General features: G+C 49.1%; 15 protein-coding genes. 10 read left to right on the top strand and 5 right to left on the bottom strand.

Features of this window, described 5'->3' with window-relative positions; all coding sequences use genetic code 11:
- Positions 1-227 precede the first annotated feature (227 nt).
- Together AC3ARB_RS10465 and AC3ARB_RS10460 are read left to right on the top strand one after the other, a co-directional pair.
- Positions 228-782, top strand: a complete 555-nt coding sequence (locus AC3ARB_RS10465) for a 5-formyltetrahydrofolate cyclo-ligase (RefSeq protein ID WP_488320481.1) — start codon at positions 228-230, stop codon at positions 780-782.
- Positions 751-1,434 (top strand): rhomboid family intramembrane serine protease, encoded by a 684-nt coding sequence (locus AC3ARB_RS10460; RefSeq protein ID WP_488320480.1) that lies wholly within the window; start codon positions 751-753, stop codon positions 1,432-1,434. The genes AC3ARB_RS10465 and AC3ARB_RS10460 overlap by 32 nt, the downstream gene beginning before the upstream one ends.
- Before the next feature lie 156 nt (positions 1,435-1,590).
- On the opposite strand, the gene galU is transcribed toward AC3ARB_RS10460, so the two are convergent.
- Positions 1,591-2,505 (bottom strand): UTP--glucose-1-phosphate uridylyltransferase GalU, encoded by a 915-nt coding sequence (gene galU / locus AC3ARB_RS10455; protein WP_488320479.1) that lies wholly within the window; start codon positions 2,503-2,505, stop codon positions 1,591-1,593.
- Positions 2,506-2,562: 57 nt separating this feature from the next.
- Entirely contained in the window at positions 2,563-3,579 is a 1,017-nt protein-coding gene (locus AC3ARB_RS10450; protein WP_488320478.1) for an NAD(P)H-dependent glycerol-3-phosphate dehydrogenase, read from the bottom strand.
- Between the two features lie 232 nt (positions 3,580-3,811).
- Here AC3ARB_RS10450 and AC3ARB_RS10445 point away from each other — a divergent pair, with 232 nt between their 5' ends.
- The 6 genes from AC3ARB_RS10445 (at position 3,812) to AC3ARB_RS10420 (ending at position 10,799) form a co-directional block, all read left to right on the top strand.
- Positions 3,812-4,252: a MarR family winged helix-turn-helix transcriptional regulator gene (locus tag AC3ARB_RS10445; protein WP_488320477.1), complete on the top strand. Its 441-nt coding sequence runs from the start codon at positions 3,812-3,814 to the stop codon at positions 4,250-4,252.
- A 2-nt stretch (positions 4,253-4,254) separates the two neighbouring features.
- Entirely contained in the window at positions 4,255-5,961 is a 1,707-nt protein-coding gene (locus AC3ARB_RS10440) for an ABC transporter ATP-binding protein (protein WP_488320476.1), read from the top strand.
- Position 5,962: 1 nt separating this feature from the next.
- Positions 5,963-7,759 (top strand): ABC transporter ATP-binding protein, encoded by a 1,797-nt coding sequence (locus AC3ARB_RS10435; RefSeq protein WP_488320475.1) that lies wholly within the window; start codon positions 5,963-5,965, stop codon positions 7,757-7,759.
- 228 nt (positions 7,760-7,987) lie between these two features.
- Positions 7,988-8,812: an ABC transporter ATP-binding protein gene (locus AC3ARB_RS10430; RefSeq protein ID WP_488321560.1), complete on the top strand. Its 825-nt coding sequence runs from the start codon at positions 7,988-7,990 to the stop codon at positions 8,810-8,812.
- Positions 8,805-9,512, top strand: coding sequence for an ABC transporter permease (locus AC3ARB_RS10425; protein WP_488320474.1), 708 nt, complete (start codon positions 8,805-8,807; stop codon positions 9,510-9,512). The genes AC3ARB_RS10430 and AC3ARB_RS10425 overlap by 8 nt, the downstream gene beginning before the upstream one ends.
- Positions 9,513-10,556: 1,044 nt before the next feature.
- A complete protein-coding gene (locus AC3ARB_RS10420; protein ID WP_488320473.1) occupies positions 10,557-10,799 on the top strand; it encodes a hypothetical protein in 243 nt (80 codons plus the stop codon).
- A gap of 120 nt (positions 10,800-10,919) precedes the next feature.
- On the opposite strand, the gene AC3ARB_RS10415 is transcribed toward AC3ARB_RS10420, so the two are convergent.
- Together AC3ARB_RS10415 and treR are read right to left on the bottom strand one after the other, a co-directional pair.
- The gene (locus tag AC3ARB_RS10415) at positions 10,920-11,408 is read right to left on the bottom strand and encodes a hypothetical protein (protein ID WP_488320472.1); all 489 of its coding nucleotides are present in this window, start codon (positions 11,406-11,408) and stop codon (positions 10,920-10,922) included.
- Between the two features lie 168 nt (positions 11,409-11,576).
- Positions 11,577-12,290, bottom strand: coding sequence for a trehalose operon repressor (gene treR, locus AC3ARB_RS10410; RefSeq protein WP_488320471.1), 714 nt, complete (start codon positions 12,288-12,290; stop codon positions 11,577-11,579).
- A 165-nt stretch (positions 12,291-12,455) separates the two neighbouring features.
- Between treR and treP the strand changes: the two genes are divergently transcribed.
- Entirely contained in the window at positions 12,456-14,468 is a 2,013-nt protein-coding gene (treP, locus tag AC3ARB_RS10405) for a PTS system trehalose-specific EIIBC component (protein ID WP_488320470.1), read from the top strand.
- A 65-nt stretch (positions 14,469-14,533) separates the two neighbouring features.
- On the opposite strand, the gene AC3ARB_RS10400 is transcribed toward treP, so the two are convergent.
- Positions 14,534-14,839 carry a hypothetical protein gene (locus AC3ARB_RS10400; RefSeq protein WP_488320469.1) on the bottom strand — a complete coding sequence of 102 codons (306 nt, stop codon included), beginning with the start codon at positions 14,837-14,839 and terminating at the stop codon, positions 14,534-14,536.
- Between the two features lie 230 nt (positions 14,840-15,069).
- On the opposite strand from AC3ARB_RS10400, the gene treC reads away from it, so the two are divergent.
- A complete protein-coding gene (treC, locus tag AC3ARB_RS10395) occupies positions 15,070-16,695 on the top strand; it encodes an alpha,alpha-phosphotrehalase (protein ID WP_488320468.1) in 1,626 nt (541 codons plus the stop codon).
- Positions 16,696-16,742 lie beyond the last annotated feature (47 nt).

Genomic DNA, 16,742 nt, shown 5'->3' with positions numbered 1-16,742 from the left:
ACCTTTAGGAGCAGGTGGCTTTTTTGGGGTGTCAACCTTTTGGGGAAAGATTGACTTAGGAGATTTATGAAAAAGAGAGTAATAGGGTTAGCTATCACTCACCACTCTGGGAAAAGTGGTAGTTTTAGGAAGGATTTAATTATAACTGAGTAAGCTTAAACGAACCTTAAACGGTTTTGGATTTGTAAATATTTTTCAAGTTGGTAAATTTTTGGTATCATGGGAGTATGAGTAAAACCAGCCAACGCTCGCAAATCTTAGCGAAACTCAAGCATTTTCCAAAAGAAGAAAAAACCGCAGCCGATAGGCGGCTCTTGGCAGGGTTTTTGGCTAGTCCAGCCTATCGGGAGGCCGAGACCCTAGCGACCTACCTGTCTTTGCCCCACGAGGTGGCTACCAGCGGCCTCATAGCCCAGGCCTTGGCGGACGGCAAGCGGGTGCTAGTACCCAAGGTCTTGGGGCTGGGGAAGATGATTTTTGTGGCCTATGACCCTGACCAGTTGGTGGCAGGGGCCTTTGGCATCTTGGAGCCAGCTAGTGACCAGCCCGTGCCCAAGGCTGAGATTGACCTGATTCATGTGCCTGGTTTGATTTTTGACCCCAGGGGCTACCGCTTGGGTTACGGCGGTGGTTTTTACGACCGCTACCTGGCTGATTATGCGGGAGCGACCCTAGCCACGGCCTACGCTTTTCAGCTGGGCGACTTGACCCCAGACCCCCACGACATCCCTGTAAAGGAGCTTTTGATTGATGACCCTACTGAAAGAAACCTTCCGAGATAAGCCCGTCACCATGAGCCTGCTGGGCCTTTTGGTCTTGGTTTTTGCCCTCATGAACCTCTTCTACCCCTTTCGTGCCACCAGTAACGAGGCCATTTTCACCTTTGGTGGCCTTCTGGGCCTAGCGATTGAGCTGGACCCTAGCCAGTGGTGGCGGCTCCTCACGTCCAACCTGGTCCACATCGGTTTCCAGCACCTGCTCATGAACGCCTTTAGCCTCTACATCGTTGGGAGAATAGCCGAGCAGCTCTGGCAGCCTCGGATCTACCTGACCTTGTTTACCTTGTCAGGTGTTTTCGGGGGCCTCCTAACCATTCTGCTGGCACCCCAGGTTCTGTCAGCTGGCGCGTCGTCCTCGATTTTTGGCCTCTTTGCAGGGGTTGCTGCTCTGGGTTACTTTGGCAAGAGCCCCTTTCTTAAACAGATGGGGCGAAGTTTCCAGACCATGATTTTGATTAACCTGGTGTTTAACCTCTTTAGCCCAGACATCAACATCTGGGGCCATCTAGGCGGGGCCATCGGAGGCGGTCTCTGTGCGATTTTCCTGCCCAATCAGGTCTGGCCCCGCCCCTTTTCCCGAGCCCAACAAGTTCAGGCCCTGCTGGCTTTTGTTGGCCTGAGTTTGGCTATGCTAGCCCTCTTTTACTTGTTCTAAAATAGGCTGGGACAAAGCTCCAAACCCCAATACTAAAAACGAACAAAGAAGGATTTCTGAAAATCAGAACCTCTCTTTGTTCGTTTTTTGGTTTCATCAGGGGATAATAGTATGAGATTTCGCAAAATCAACCTCTTTTTGTCCCAGCCTCTTTGTCTAGTCTTTCTGAGCTGGTGTGGTTTTGCCTTCCAATTCCTTGCCCAGCTTGATGATGTAGTCTTTGAGGTCATCTTGAATTTGCGGGTGCTGGATGGCGTAGTCAATTGAAGTCTTCATGAAACCAAACTTGTCGCCAACGTCGTAACGTTTGCCAGTGAATTGACGGGCAAAAACGCGCTGGGTTTTGTTGAGGGTATCGATGGCATCTGTCAACTGAATCTCGTTACCAGCCCCTGGCTCTTGATTTTCCAAAATGTCGAAAATCTCAGGGGTCAGGAGGTAGCGGCCGATGATGGCCAAATCTGATGGGGCGTCCTCAGGTTTTGGTTTTTCCACGAAGGTTTCCACGCTGTAAAGGCCGTGCAGGCTCTCACCCTGAGGGGCGATGACACCGTAAGAGGAGACCTCCTCGTGGGGAACCTCCATAACAGCGATGGTTGAGGCGTGGGTTTTCTCGTAGTCGGTGATGAGTTGCTTGGTCAAGGGCACAGCGGTCTCATCCGTGATGTCCATGAGGTCATCGCCTAGCATAACAACAAAAGGCTCGTTGCCCACAAAGGCTTTGGCTTGCAAAACGGCGTCCCCCAAACCTTTGGGATAACTCTGGCGGATAAAGTGCAGGCGGATGGCAGTTGCCTCGTCAACCAGCTTGAGCAAGTCGTCCTTACCTTTTTCACGCAGGTTGTACTCCAGCTCAAAGTTAGAATCAAAATGATCTTCGATAGATCGCTTAGCCTTGTTGGTCACCACCAAGATGTCTTCGATGCCTGATTTGAGGGCTTCTTCAAAGATGAATTGCAGGGTGGGCTTGTCCACGATGGGTAACATTTCCTTAGCTAGGGCCTTGGTGGCTGGCAGGAAGCGGGTTCCCAAACCAGCGGCTGGGATGACAGCTTTTCTAACTTTTTTCATGATTTTTTCTTTCTGACTGTTTAGGTATTGGAAATAGCAGAGCTGGGAGCAGGCAATCTATGCCCACTCGTTCTCGGCTTTGAACTCATTGGACATCGTGTCCAGAACGGTTTGGCGGATATCCGCCCCCTCGTAAATGGCTTGGTAGATGGCTGCGGTGATGGGCATGTAAACGCCGAGTTCTTGAGCCAATTCGTGGGCGACCTTGGTGGTTGAGATGCCCTCGATGACCATGCCCATATTGGCTTCGATGTCGGCCAGCTGTTCGCCCTTACCAAGAGCGTGACCAGCCCGCCAGTTGCGGGAATGAACTGAAGTTCCTGTGACAATGAGGTCGCCAACGCCAGACAGACCGCTGTAAGTCAGGGGATTGGCTCCCAAAGCAATACCCAGTCGGGTAATCTCTGCTAGGCCTCGGGTAATGATGGCGGCCTTGGCATTGTCTCCAAAACCGAGCCCGCTCAGGATACCAGCCCCGACGGCAATGATGTTTTTGAGGGCACCGGCTGTTTCTACCCCAACCACATCGGTGTTGGTGTAGAGGCGGAAGTAGTGGTTGCCAAAGAGTTCTTGGACGTACTTGGCGGCAGCCAAATCTTTTGAGGCAGCCGTAATCAGGGTGATGTCACGGACAATGGTTTCCTCGGCATGGCTGGGGCCAGAGACCACGACAATCTCGCTCCGCAGGTCAGCAGGGATTTCTTCCTCCAAAATGATTGACAAGCGTTGGTGGGTGCCAGGCTCCAACCCTTTTGAGGCGTGCATGACCGTAACCTTGTGGTCCAGGGTTTCTGCCACCTGCTTGGCCACCAGACGAGTGACCTTGGTCGGAACGACGAAGAGGACAGCGTCAGCTCCCTCCAGGGCAGCCTTGAGGTCGGTAGTGGCAGTAATCTTATCGTCCAGAACCACGTCCTTGAAGTAGTGACTGTTGGTGTGCTTGGTGTTGATTTCCTCGATTTGTGCTGGAATGTTACCCCAGAGACGGACGGTGTGGCCGTTGTCGTTGAGAACCTGGGCCAGGGCCGTCCCCCAGGAACCAGGTCCCAGGACAGCGATGGTTTGTTGGGTCATAAAAACTCCTTATTAGCCTGTTGTTATTTTTTCTATTCTATCATAACTTGCTCGAAAAGTCATGTGGCGGTTTGTGGGGAATGGGGTGAAAACCTGCAAAAGTCTTTTATGGTCATGTTTTTTCAGAAACTTTCTTGAAAATACGACAAAAAGCTCCTGTTGTGGAGTAATTTAGTTGACAACATCAACTAATTGAGCTAAACTAACTAAATCACACTTTTAGGAGGGGCAGATGGAGTTAAGCCGTCAACTTTTAATCATCAATCGACACCTCTTGGCCTACTATAAACGAGAGTTGGAGGCAGCCCAGACCGACCTGTCACTGGCAGACATGCTGCTCTTATCCTACCTCTACCGTCATGCGGGTTGCCGTCAGGATGATGTGGCCAAGGCCTTTCTCTGGGACAAGGCTCATGTGGCCAGGCACCTGCAAGCCCTGGAGCAACGGGGCTTGATTAGTCGCGAGGTTCACCAGATGGACAAGCGGGTCAAGGTCATCCAGCCAACGGCCTTGGGTCGGTCCTATGAGAGCCTGATTCAGGGCATCCAGCAGGGCTGGAACCAGCAGGTCTGTGAGGGGCATGCGGGTGACCCGGGTGAGCTGGCTTCCCTGCTCAGCCATTTACTTGAAAAAGCAAAAACCCTCGCTATGGGCGAGGCAGAAAGGAAATAGCCATGTTAATGAAGTTATTAAAGCCCTATCGGCTTTTTGTCGGCCTGTCGGTGGTCATGACGGGTCTGATTGTGACCAGCGGTCTCATGCAGCCCCAGTTTATGCAGGAGGTCCTGACGGCCATTTTGGCGGATGACCAAACCACTATCAACCAGGTCGGTATCAAATTGGTCGGCCTGGCCCTGATGGGGCTTGTGGCCGGTGCGGTCAATGCGGTTCTATCCGCCAAGATTGCCCAGGGCGTGTCCGCTGACCTGCGAGAGCAGGCCTTCCGCAAGATTCAAACTTTTTCTTACGCCAATATCGAGGCCTTCAATGCAGGCAACCTGGTGGTGCGGCTGACTAACGACGTCAATCAGATCCAAAACCTGATGATGATGGTCTTTCAGGTCCTGCTCCGCCTGCCTATCCTCTTTATCGGAGCCTTTATCATGGCCATCAAGACCCTGCCAGAACTCTGGTGGATTTTGGTGCTTATGGTGATCCTGATTGGGGGCACCATGTTCACCATCATGGGGCAGATGGGGCCACGCTTTGGTCGCTTCCAGAAATTGATGGAAAAGATTAACAGCACGGCCAAGGAGAACCTCCGCGGTGCCCGTGTGGTCAAGTCCTTTGTCCAGGAAAAGAACCAGTACGACAAATTTAAAGCCACTTCCAACGACCTTTTGGAGCTCAACCTGTCCATCGGGACCACCTTTTCCATCATGATGCCAGCCCTGACCCTGGTGTCTTATCTGGCGGTCTTTGCAGCCATCTACATGGTGGCTGGCATGGTGGATACCAAGCCAGATGCCATCGGCGGCATTGCTTCCTTTATGACCTACATGATGCAGATCATGTTTGCCATCATGATGGTCAGCTTTATGGGCATGCAGGCCAGTCGGGCGGCGGTTTCCCTCAAGCGGATTGGGGAGATTTTGGACACTGAGCCAGCCCTGACCTTTGTGGACGGTTCTGCTGAGGACCTGACAGGAGACCTCCAGTTTGAAGGAGTGACCTTTGCCTACCCTGGTGAGGACGAGCCCATGCTCAAGGACATCAGTTTCAACGTCCAGGCTGGCCAGATGGTTGGTGTGGTTGGGGCGACTGGGGCTGGTAAGTCCACGCTTGCCCAGCTCATTCCTCGCCTCTTTGACCCTCAGGAGGGGCGGATTCTCCTCGGTGGACGGGACCTCAAGACCCTGAGCCAGGAGACCCTTCGCCAGACCGTCTCCATCGTCCTGCAAAAAGCCATTCTCTTTAGCGGGACCATCGCCGATAACCTTCGGCAGGGCAATAGCCGAGCAGATCAGCCGCTTTTGGAGCAGGCAGCAGGCATCGCCCAGGCCAAGGAGTTTATCGACAAGCTGGCCGACAGCTACGAGAGTGAAGTTGAGGAGCGGGGCAACAACTTCTCAGGTGGGCAAAAGCAACGCCTGTCCATCGCCCGTGGGGTTATCAGCCAACCTAAACTGCTGATTTTAGACGATTCAACCTCAGCCCTCGATGCCAAGTCTGAGAAGCTGGTCCAAGAGGCCCTCAACCATGACTTGAAGGACACGACCACCATCATCATCGCCCAGAAGATTTCGTCCGTTGTCAAGGCGGATAAAATCCTGGTTCTGGATCAGGGCCGCCTGATTGGCGAGGGAACCCACAAGGAATTGGTGGCAACCAATGCCATCTACCGAGAAATCTACGAAACACAGAAAGGACAGGAGGACTAAGATGACAACAGCACGTTTTTTCTGGTTTTACTTCAAACGATATAAACTCAGTTTTGCCCTGATTTTTCTGGCCATCGTGGTCTCGACCTACCTCCAGGTCAAGGTGCCTGTCTTTCTAGGTCAGGCCTTGACCGAGCTGGGCAACTGGGCAGGTGAGTTCTTTAAGGCCAAGGCGGTGGCTGAAGCCACTGGCCAGCCCCTGGTTGAACCCAGCAAGGCAGCCTTTGGGGCCGTCATGACCAAGTTGCTCTTGGCCTACATCTGTACGGTCTTGGCCAACCTGACCTATTCCCTCCTCTTTAACCGTATCGTGGCCCACTCGACCAACAGGATGCGTAAGGGCCTCTTTGGGAAACTGGAACGCCTGACCATTAACTTCTTTGACACCCACAAGGACGGGGACATCCTGTCTCGCTTTACCAGCGATTTGGACAATATCCAGAACTCCTTTAACCAGAGCCTGACCCAGGTGGTGTCCAACATCGCCCTCTACATCGGTCTGGTGATCATGATGTTCCGTCAGGACGCCCGTTTGGCCCTCTTGACCATGGCCTCAACGCCTGTGGCCTTAATCTTCCTCTTTGTGATCATTCGCCTGTCGAAAAAATACAGCAAGCTGCAACAGGAGGAAGTCGGTCGCCTCAATGCCTTTATGGACGAGAAAATCTCTGGCCAGAAAATCATCATCGTTCAGGGCTTGCAGGAGGAGACCATTGATGAGTTTGTGGCACTTAATGAACGGGTGCGTCAGGTGACCTTCAAGGGTCGTCTCTTTGGTGGTTTGCTCTTTCCCATCATGAACGGCATGAACTTCCTTAACATTGCCATCGTCATCTTTGGCGGCTCTGCTATTGTCCTCAAAGACACCAGCCTAACAACGGCAGCAGCCCTGGGCTTAGTCGTGACCTTTGTCCAATACGCCCAGCAATACTACCAGCCCATCATCCAGGTTTCGGCCTCGTGGGCCGAGTTGCAGCTGGCCTTTGCAGGGGCAGGGCGGATTCAAGAGATGTTCGACCAGCCTGAGGAAGTGCGGCCGGTCAATGCCTCTCGCTTTGAGGAACTGCGAGAGGGGGTTGTCATCGACGACATCAGCTTTGGCTATGTGCCTGGCAAACCTGTCCTAAAACATGTCTCGATTGCAGCACCTAAGGGCAAGATGGTGGCCGTGGTTGGTCCAACTGGTTCGGGCAAGACCACCATCATGAACCTGCTCAACCGCTTTTATGATGTGGATGCAGGCAGCATTCGCTTTGACGGTGTGGACATCAGGGATTATGACCTGGACAGTCTGCGGAGCAAGGTGGGGATTGTCTTGCAGGAATCGGTGCTCTTTAGCGGGACCATTGCGGACAATATCCGTTTCGGTTCAGAAGATGCCAGTCAGGAGATGGTGGAGGCTGCGGCGCGTGCCACCCATATTCATGACTTTATCATGAGCCTGCCAGAAGGCTATGAGACCCAGGTATCTGATGACCACCACGTCTTTTCAACCGGTCAGAAGCAGTTGATTTCCATTGCCAGAACCCTTTTGACTGACCCCCAAGTCCTAATTTTGGACGAGGCGACGTCAAACGTGGATACGGTGACCGAGGCCAAAATCCAGCAGGCCATGGAGGCCGTGGTAGCTGGCCGAACCAGCTTTGTCATTGCCCACCGCCTCAAGACCATCTTGAAGGCAGACGAAATCATCGTCCTCAAGGATGGCGAGGTTCTGGAGCGGGGCAACCACAAGGAGCTCCTCAAACAAGACGGCTTCTATGCCGAACTTTACCACAACCAGTTTGTGTTTGAGTAAATATTATTAGCTCTCGCCTTTTGGTGAGGGCTTTTTGTCTGGAAAAAATATAAAAATGAGTGTTAATTGTAATGCTTTAGCGAATAATCAGTTAGACAGTTTGGTAGTTTGATTGACGATTCGGATAGCTATTCAAACTGGTAAAAAATTAAAAATTTTATTGATTTTTTGCTAAGCTGTTACGAATAAGTTATTAGAATACCTTAAAGGAGAAAGAAAATGGTTGATATGATTCAAGTCTCTCAAGTGTCCAAAGCATTTGGTGAGAAAATAGCTCTATCGCAAATTAGTTTTACGGTTGAGGAGGGAACGATTTTTGGATTTCTTGGCCCGTCTGGATCGGGCAAGACAACCTTGATTAAGATTTTAACAGGTCAGCTGGCAGCTGATAGTGGTTTGACTAAGATTCTAGGCAAAGATTCTCGTCAACTTGAACCGGAAGATTTTGAGCAGATGGGACTGTTAAGTGCTGAAAGCGGATTTTTTGAAAAAATGACACTTGAACAGAACCTTAGCTTTTATGCTCGTCTTTATGGTGTTGGCAGAGAAGTTGTTGATAGGTTACTGGAAAGCGTTGGCCTGGCTGATAGTAAGAAAGTGTTGGCGGAAAAATTATCAACCGGTATGAAACAACGGATGCTTTTAGTCAGAGCCCTGATTAACACCCCTAGATTACTTTTTCTTGATGAACCAACAAGCGGTTTAGACCCGACAACCTCTCGGAAAATTCATGAGCTCCTCTTGAGCTTGAAGGCTCAAGGGACAACGATTTTTTTAACCACCCACGATATGGTTGAGGCGACTCTCTTATGTGACCAATTGGTCTTGTTAAATCAGGGAAATCTTGTTGAACAAGGTAGCCCCAAAGCGATTATTGCCAAATACAACACTAATAAAAGGGTGAGGATTGCTTTTGCAGATCAAAGGGAAGGTGAATTACTGTTTTCCGAATTGGTAAAATTAGATTGTTCTCAAGTTGTCACGATTCATTCTTGTGAACCGACTTTAGAGGAAATTTTCATTAAACGAACAGGAGATAAATTAAATGTTTAGACGATTACAGGCTCTTCTTTGGTTAAGAACTCAGATTTTTTTAACCAATAAAAATATTTTAGTTCCTACTGTTATGCCCTATGCCTTAGTCCTGCTCTTTAAGTTTACCATGAATACCGAGGGTATGAGAGGGATGGCTTTAATGTCGCTTTGCTATTCAATGGCTATTGGTATGGCTGTCGGAAACCCAATCTCCGCTATGATTGCTGAGGAAAAGGAGAAAAAAACACTCAATACAATGCTCTTGAGCGGTGTCAGACCAGTTGAGTATATTCTATCTGTTTTGTTCTATCCGATTGTTATCAGTTTAGTTAACCTTGTTTTATTCCCTTTAATCACTCAAACAGATGTGTCTGAGTTTTGGATGAATTACAGCGTACGACTGTTAGTGACGGCACTTGTTTCAATGCTTATTAACTTTTATATTGGAATTCGTTCGGTTTCCCAATCCCAGTCACAGGTTATTGCGATGCTGTTTGCGATGTTTATTTCTCTAGCTCCGAGCCTCGCACTATCCAATAATGGGATAGCTAAGATTGTCCGATACAGTTTCTTGGGAGCTTATATGGAGTTTTTTGAAATTCCGACAGGTTCCTTGGTGACAGAGGCGCTAGGATTTTCTTTCGGTTGGCTATTGCTTATTGCACTTGTACTTGTTGTTTCCTTGAAAAGGTCCAACAACTCTTCTTTTAGATTATAAAAATAGAAAGTGAGGAGGAGAAAATGCGGTTTCCAATACTGATACCAATTATTATTCCGCTACCTTTATGGTGGATGCGATAGTTTGTTTGATATCGAGCTACTCTTGGTGTAGAAACGATTAGTCGTTTTATCGATTGTTACTCTAGCATTGTTCTTTACGCTATTCAAAATTAGTAATTACTTGGCTATATAAAAGGAGGTGATATCATGGTTATTGCAGCTGCTATTGCAGGCGGAGTAGTTGTTGGCTACGTTTTAGCTCACTATTTGAAACCTTAGGTTTTGTCATAAAAAGTTAATTAATTTTACAAGGAGGATGTACGATGATTGCAGGATTCATTATTGGTGTTGCTGCTGGCATTGTTCTTTACGCTATTCAAAATTAGTAATTACTTGGCTATATAAAAGGAGGTGATGTCATGGTTATTGCAGCTGCTATTGCAGGCGGAGTAGTTGTTGGTTACGTTTTAGCTCACTATTTGAAACCATAATTAGTTTTGAGGATGGGAAAAAGTCCAAACTCCAATGTAAAAAACGAACAAAGAATAATTTCTGAAAGTCAGAATCTATCTTTGTTCGCTTTTTTTTTGCTTTTGTTATTTCAAAAAAAGGGGGAGGCTATGTGATTCCGCAAATCAAAATCTTTTTGTCCCAGCCTCTTTTTTAATTTGAAAAATAACTTAGAACCTGTATTCACATCTCAGCCTTCACCTGACTGGCTAGTTTTGGCTCACTCTTTGTCACATTTTTTGGTCATACGGGCAGTATTTCTGCAAAAATGTTTCTCGATTGCACCAAAACTAGCCTAGTCAATCAAATCCTTCGATTGTGAATACAGGTTCTTAAAAAGCTGGTTCCTGATCCACTTTTGCAATTTCCTGAAAAATCTGCTATAATAGAGTAAACGATTACAAGGAGGACTACTCATGGATATGGTATTGTTTTTGGAGATTGTCGCTGTTATTGCCATCACGATTTTGGCTACTTGGGGTAGCAAGTCCTGGGTCAAGTACTATCAGTCTAAGCAGAAAGGGGAGTAAGGATGGATAGCTTGTATATTGGTTTGGCTCTAGCGGCCTGGGGAGTCTTTGTCTTCACCCTTTACCGCAAGCAGCAGGGCAAGGCCCAGCAGCTGCTCAACAATCCTGATTTTATCAAGCAGGTGGCGGATCAGATTCGTTCAGGCAAGTCTGAGGAAGAGGTCGCAGGTTTTTTACGGCGGACTTATAAGCTCCCTGTCCTGACAGGGCAGTTGATTTACCGACAGGTTAAGGCCAAATTATAGACAAAAGCTCCTGCCATGGCAGGAGCTTTTCAAGTCATCAGAAGACAGGGAGTAAGCAGGATAGTCAAGACTCCAATCAGGCAGACGGTTAGGACAAAGAGGGCTTGTTTTTTCTCTGGTTCAGTCATCATCAACCTCCAGTCCGAACTCGTAGAGATTCAAGAACTCTTCCAAACTAATCTTTCGGGTAAAGGTGTAGAGTCGATCGTTGATTTCCAGAACCTCTCCTTGGAAAGTCACCTGATCCAGGACATCATCCAGCTGGCAAATTTTGACTAGTTTGGTGGTCAGGGTTTGCCCATTGGCATTGGGGTAGCTGGTTTCTAGGTGGGGCTTGAGGTGTTGGGCCACCTGGTCAATCAGGTCTTGGTTGTTATCGAAAAAGGCGGTTGAGAAGTCGGTGTCAGCTGGCACAGCTAATTTTCCCAAAAGAACATGCTCGCTAAAGGAGCTGTAATCGTCGGGCTCAGGCGATAGCTGGTGATGGATCAGGACACGGGCGGTGTAGGTTTTGGTGACCTTGACCTTGGGGAAGTAGCGGCGACCAATCTTTTCTAAGCCCCATAGCGTCTGTTGCAGGAAGGGGCGGTCTGGTTTACCAAGGAGCATATCAAGCAGATAGGGGTAAAGATTGACGGCCAAGATGACAAGGAGAGGAGCGAAAAAGATAAGGAGATAAGAAAAAATTTGTTTGGCTACTTCTATCGTGTACCACCTCCTGAGGTTCTTACCCCAATTATAGAAGACTTTATGGTACTGGGCAAGTAAAAAGCGGTTCTAGCCCCGTTTTCGTTTGGCCAGGTCCACAAAGCGGAACTTTTCCAGCTTGTGGCGGCTCTCGGTGAACTGGAACTGGCGACCGTCAGCCAGAAAGACCTGGGATTTGACCGATACCACATGCTGCTCCTTGCCCAGGTCCAAGAGCCGTTTGTCGCTGTCGGTCACATGGTCGATGGTGATTTCCTTTTGAGCATAGGCGATAGACAGTCCCAGCTGGCACTCTAGATAGGCATAGATGGACCGCTCGGCGATTTCCCGAGACATGTCGGGGACCAGGCTCTTGAGCAGGTAGTCGGTGTCCACCACCGCTGCGGTGCCGTCCACGACCCGTTGGCGGGTGACCCGCCAGGCGATGGCGTTTTTAGCCATTCCGGTCAAATGGCAGAGCTGGTCATCAATGATGACCTTATCGATGCTGATCAGCTTGGTGACCGAGTGCATGCCCAGGCTCTGGACTAATTCTTGGTAGCTGGTCAGCTCAGAAACGGGGAAGTTGACCCGTTGGCGTTTGGTGACCTGGGTGCCTCTGCCCTGCATTTTTTCAATCAAGCCTGCCTCAGTCAGGAGTTTGAGGGCCTTGCGAATGGTGTCTCGGCTGGCCTGGTAGAGTTCAACCAATTCAAATTCGGTGGGCAAATAGTCACCTGGAGCCAGTTTGCCAGACAGGATTTTAGCCTCTAAATCCTTGAAAACAATTTCATACTTTTTCATAAAACACCTTTTTCTTTTCAAATGTCGTTGTTTTAGCAGACAAGTTCCTTTATTTTAACAAAAAAATCAAAAAATCGCACCAAACATCTTGCAGACAAGTTTGTCATCGGTTACAATGGGTCTTACATTAACAGAGAGGAGCTCACTACGAGCAAAGATTTTCAAATGGCAAAGTTTGAACAAGACGCCAAACGCCTCCTAGAGGCCGTCGGCGGCAAAGACAATATCAACGCGGTTAGCCACTGTGCGACCCGTATGCGGTTCGTCCTCAAGGACGACAAGGTGGCAGATGTTGCCGCCATCGAAAACCTGTCATCGGTTAAGGGAACCTTCACCAATGCTGGTCAGTTCCAGGTGATTATCGGTAACGATGTGCCAATTTTCTACAACGACTTCACAGCTGTTTCAGGCATCGAAGGCGTGTCAAAAGAAGCGGCTAAATCAGCTGCCAAGAGCAACCAAAACGCTGTCCAACGGGTCATGACCATGTTGGCAGAAATCTTCACCCCAATCCTGCCAGCCATCATCGTTGGTGGTTTGATCCTCGGTTTCCGTAACCTGCTTGAAGGTGTCGGCATGGAATGGCTGGGCCAAGCCATGGCTGACGGCAAACCTGTTTTCGACGCAGATGGTAACCCTGTTTGGAACACCATCACACAAGTTTCCCCATTCTGGAATGGTGTGAACCACTTCCTCTGGTTGCCAGGTGAGGCCATCTTCCACTTCCTGCCAGTAGGGATTACTTGGTCAGTAACCCGTAAGATGGGGACCTCTCAAATCCTGGGTATCGTCCTTGGTATCTGTTTGGTGTCACCACAGTTGCTTAACGCTTATGCCGTACCAGGAACAGCTGCTGACGTGATTGCCAGCGACTGGGTATGGAACTTTGGTAGCTTTACCATCAACCGTATCGGTTACCAGGCTCAGGTGATTCCTGCCCTCTTGGCTGGTTTGTCCCTGTCTTACCTGGAAATCTTCTGGCGTAAACGCATCCCAGAAGTGATTTCAATGATTTTTGTACCATTCCTGTCTCTCCTTCCTGCCCTGATTTTGGCCCACACTGTTTTGGGTCCATTCGGTTGGTGGTTGGGTCAAGGCCTGTCAAGCATCGTCTTGGCTGGTTTGACTGGTCCCTTGAAATCAATCTTCGGTTTGGTCTTCGGTGCCCTCTACGCCCCATTTGTAATCACTGGTCTTCACCACATGACCAACGCTATCGACACTCAGTTGATTGCAGATACTGGCGGTACTGGCCTCTGGCCAATGATTGCCCTGTCTAACATTGCTCAGGGTTCAGCGGTCTTTGGTTACTACCTCATGAACCGTCGCAATGAAAAAGAAGCTGGTATCTCCTTGCCAGCAGCTATCTCAGCCTATCTGGGTGTTACGGAGCCTGCCCTCTTCGGTGTTAACGTTAAATACGTTTACCCATTTGTAGCGGGTCTTGCCGGTTCAGGTCTTGCTGGCTTCCTGTCAACCACCCTTGGCATCCAGTCTAACTCTATCGGTGTTGGTGGTCTGCCAGGCATCTTGGCCATCAAACCTCAGTACTGGGTTGCTTTCCTCTTGGCAATGGCTGTCGCTATCATCGTGCCAATCGTCTTGACCCTTGTCTTCCGTAAGGTTGGTTTCTTGACCAAGTCTGAAGATGAGGCTAAAGCGAGCCGACCAGTTGCTGAGGCTCCTGTAAAAAAGCCTAGTCCTGCTGCGGTTGCTACCGCTGAACTTGCTGTTCAAAGCCCGTTAGCAGGTCAAGTCAAAGAGTTGTCAACCGCTGTTGACCCAGTTTTTGCCCAAGGTTTGATGGGTCAAGGGGTGGTGATTGAGCCTAGCGAAGGTCTTCTGACTGCTCCAGTAGCTGGTACCGTTTCTGTCCTCTTCCCAACCAAACACGCCATCGGTTTGACGACAGCTGAAGGTCTGGAAATGCTGATTCACATCGGTATGGACACGGTTAGCCTGGAAGGACGTGGCTTTGAAGCTCACGTTGCCCAAGGCGACCGCGTCGCAGCAGGTGACAAGCTGATTAGCTTTGACACAGCGGTTATTACTGAAGCTGGTTTGGTTACTGAAACACCAGTTATCGTGACCAATGCCGACCAATTTGACCTGTCTCCTGCAGGTGACCTGCCACGCCAAATCTCCCGTGGTGAGAACCTCTTGACAGTTAAACTGTAATAAAAAGTTCTAGGTTATTGATAAGAAAAGCGGTTTTTAGTCAAAAGACTAAAAACCGCTATGATTTACGGACCGAAAAGAGCATATGCTAATCCCCAACTGATGGGAAAAGCAAAAACGAGGACCAAGCCAAATAAGAAGAATTTGGCTTGACGACCGAGTAACGCAAGGGCAATGAAGGCTATGCCGAGGATGGGGAAGAGTTTAAAATAGACGCTATCGATAAAGTAAGAATGACGGTCACCTAGAAAATCCCAGGCTGGTGTAAACAAACTTGCCCAGAAGATAAAGGGAGGCGCAATGATAGACCATGCCCACTCTTTAAGGACATTTCTGACAGTAGCTAGTATTGATTTTTTAAAATGCTTCATTGATTTTCTCCTTGTTGTATTTATAGTGGTTCCTCGATTTTGTAAACTCCTCCTTTTCTAACAAGAAACAGATTGTTATCGCTTTCTTCCTTTATTCTATTAATTTTTTCTTAATCTGTCAAAGAATGATGTGCTAGCATCTGATGTGATGTCAAATTCTTTTTAGCTTAATCTGAGAATTAAGCAATTGCTTAGCTCTGCTATTTTACTAAAAAACGAAAGGAGTCCTTATGGCACTCGACAAGACCAAGGTGGTCTATCAGATTTACCCCAAGTCCTACAAGGACACGACTGGCAATGGTGTGGGAGACCTGGCTGGTATCATCGACAAACTCCCTTATTTGGCCGAGCTGGGCATCGACATGGTCTGGCTCAACCCCTTTTACCCAAGCCCGCAGCGGGACAATGGTTATGATGTCTCTGACTACACGGCTGTTAACCCTGATTTTGGCACCATGGCAGACTTTGAATGCCTGGTGGCAGAAGGTCAGAAGTACGGCATCGACTTTATGCTGGACATGGTCCTCAACCACTGTTCAACTGACCACGAGTGGTTCCAGAAGGCCCTGGCTGGTGATAAGTTTTACCAGGATTTCTTTATCCTGCGGGATGAGCCAACCGACTGGGTATCCAAGTTCGGCGGCAATGCCTGGGCACCTTTTGGTGACACAGGTAAATACTATCTCCACCTCTTTGACGTGACCCAGGCCGACCTCAACTGGCGAAACCCCCATGTTCGTGAGGAGCTCTTCAAGGTGGTCAATTTCTGGAAAAACAAGGGGGTCAAGGGTTTCCGCTTTGACGTGATCAACCTGATTGGTAAGGATGAGGTCCTGGAAGACTGCTCGATTAACGATGGCAAGCCAGCCTACACCGACCGGCCAATCACCCACGACTACCTCCACGCCCTCAACCAGGCCAGTTTTGGTAGCGACCCAAGCTTCATGACTGTGGGCGAGATGTCAGCGACCACGGTTGAGAACTGCATCCTCTACACGGCACCTGAGCGGGAAGAGCTGTCCATGGCCTTCAACTTCCACCACCTCAAGGTGGACTACCAAGATGGCCAGAAGTGGACCATCATGGATTTTGATTTCAAGGCCCTGCAGGAGCTCTTCCACAGCTGGGGCGAGGGCATGAGTGCTGGCAATGGCTGGAACGCCCTCTTCTACAACAACCACGACCAACCACGGGCCCTCAACCGCTTTGTCGATGTGGCCAACTTCCGCAACGAGGGGGCGACCATGCTGGCGGCCTCCATCCACCTGTCTCGCGGCACGCCTTACATCTACATGGGCGAAGAGATTGGCATGCTGGACCCTGACTACGATAGCATGGACGATTATGTGGACGTGGAGAGCCTCAACGCCTATGCCATGCTGTTGGAAAATGGCAAGCTGCCTTCGGAAGCCTTCCAGATTATCCAGGCCAAATCCCGCGACAACTCTCGGACACCTATGCAGTGGGACAGCTCAACCAATGCTGGTTTCTCAACAGGCACTCCTTGGTTGAAGGCTGGTAAATCCTATGAAACCATCAATGTGGAAACTGAGAAAACAGGCAAAATCTTCCCATTCTACCAAGAATTGATCAAACTTCGTAAGACCTTGCCAATCATCGCAGAAGGCGACTACCTAGCTGCCTACGCAGACAGCGACAAGGTTTACGCCTTTGAACGCCAACTGGGTGAGCAGAAACTCTTGGTTCTCAACAACTTCTTTGCTGAAACAGCCACCCTTGACTTGCCAGAAGTCTATCAGACAGGTCAAGTCCTTATCAGCAACTACGAGAGTGTTGAACTGGGTGACCAAGTTACCCTGCAACCTTACCAAACCCTGGCTATTTTGGTGGGGTAAGCATAAGAAAAATCCGCTCTCGGGCGGATTTTTTGTGTTATCTAATC

Source organism: Streptococcus sp. ZY171113 (genome assembly GCF_057748235.1).
The sequence above is the reverse complement of the archived record's forward strand: the minus strand, read 5'-3'. Positions and strand labels throughout refer to the sequence as shown.

What these genes read in the sequence shown, in the direction of transcription:
- treC (WP_488320468.1), top strand. Translation starts at nt 15,070, where the DNA reads ATGGCACTCGACAAGACCAAGGTGGTCTATCAGATTTACCCCAAGTCC.
- AC3ARB_RS10400 (WP_488320469.1), bottom strand. Translation starts at nt 14,839, where the DNA reads ATGAAGCATTTTAAAAAATCAATACTAGCTACTGTCAGAAATGTCCTT.
- galU (WP_488320479.1), bottom strand. Translation starts at nt 2,505, where the DNA reads ATGAAAAAAGTTAGAAAAGCTGTCATCCCAGCCGCTGGTTTGGGAACC.
- AC3ARB_RS10435 (WP_488320475.1), top strand. Translation starts at nt 5,963, where the DNA reads ATGACAACAGCACGTTTTTTCTGGTTTTACTTCAAACGATATAAACTC.
- AC3ARB_RS10425 (WP_488320474.1), top strand. Translation starts at nt 8,805, where the DNA reads ATGTTTAGACGATTACAGGCTCTTCTTTGGTTAAGAACTCAGATTTTT.
- treR (WP_488320471.1), bottom strand. Translation starts at nt 12,290, where the DNA reads ATGAAAAAGTATGAAATTGTTTTCAAGGATTTAGAGGCTAAAATCCTG.
- AC3ARB_RS10465 (WP_488320481.1), top strand. Translation starts at nt 228, where the DNA reads ATGAGTAAAACCAGCCAACGCTCGCAAATCTTAGCGAAACTCAAGCAT.
- treP (WP_488320470.1), top strand. Translation starts at nt 12,456, where the DNA reads ATGGCAAAGTTTGAACAAGACGCCAAACGCCTCCTAGAGGCCGTCGGC.
- AC3ARB_RS10420 (WP_488320473.1), top strand. Translation starts at nt 10,557, where the DNA reads ATGGATAGCTTGTATATTGGTTTGGCTCTAGCGGCCTGGGGAGTCTTT.
- AC3ARB_RS10430 (WP_488321560.1), top strand. Translation starts at nt 7,988, where the DNA reads ATGATTCAAGTCTCTCAAGTGTCCAAAGCATTTGGTGAGAAAATAGCT.
- AC3ARB_RS10445 (WP_488320477.1), top strand. Translation starts at nt 3,812, where the DNA reads ATGGAGTTAAGCCGTCAACTTTTAATCATCAATCGACACCTCTTGGCC.
- AC3ARB_RS10415 (WP_488320472.1), bottom strand. Translation starts at nt 11,408, where the DNA reads ATGCTCCTTGGTAAACCAGACCGCCCCTTCCTGCAACAGACGCTATGG.
- AC3ARB_RS10440 (WP_488320476.1), top strand. Translation starts at nt 4,255, where the DNA reads ATGTTAATGAAGTTATTAAAGCCCTATCGGCTTTTTGTCGGCCTGTCG.
- AC3ARB_RS10450 (WP_488320478.1), bottom strand. Translation starts at nt 3,579, where the DNA reads ATGACCCAACAAACCATCGCTGTCCTGGGACCTGGTTCCTGGGGGACG.
- AC3ARB_RS10460 (WP_488320480.1), top strand. Translation starts at nt 751, where the DNA reads ATGACCCTACTGAAAGAAACCTTCCGAGATAAGCCCGTCACCATGAGC.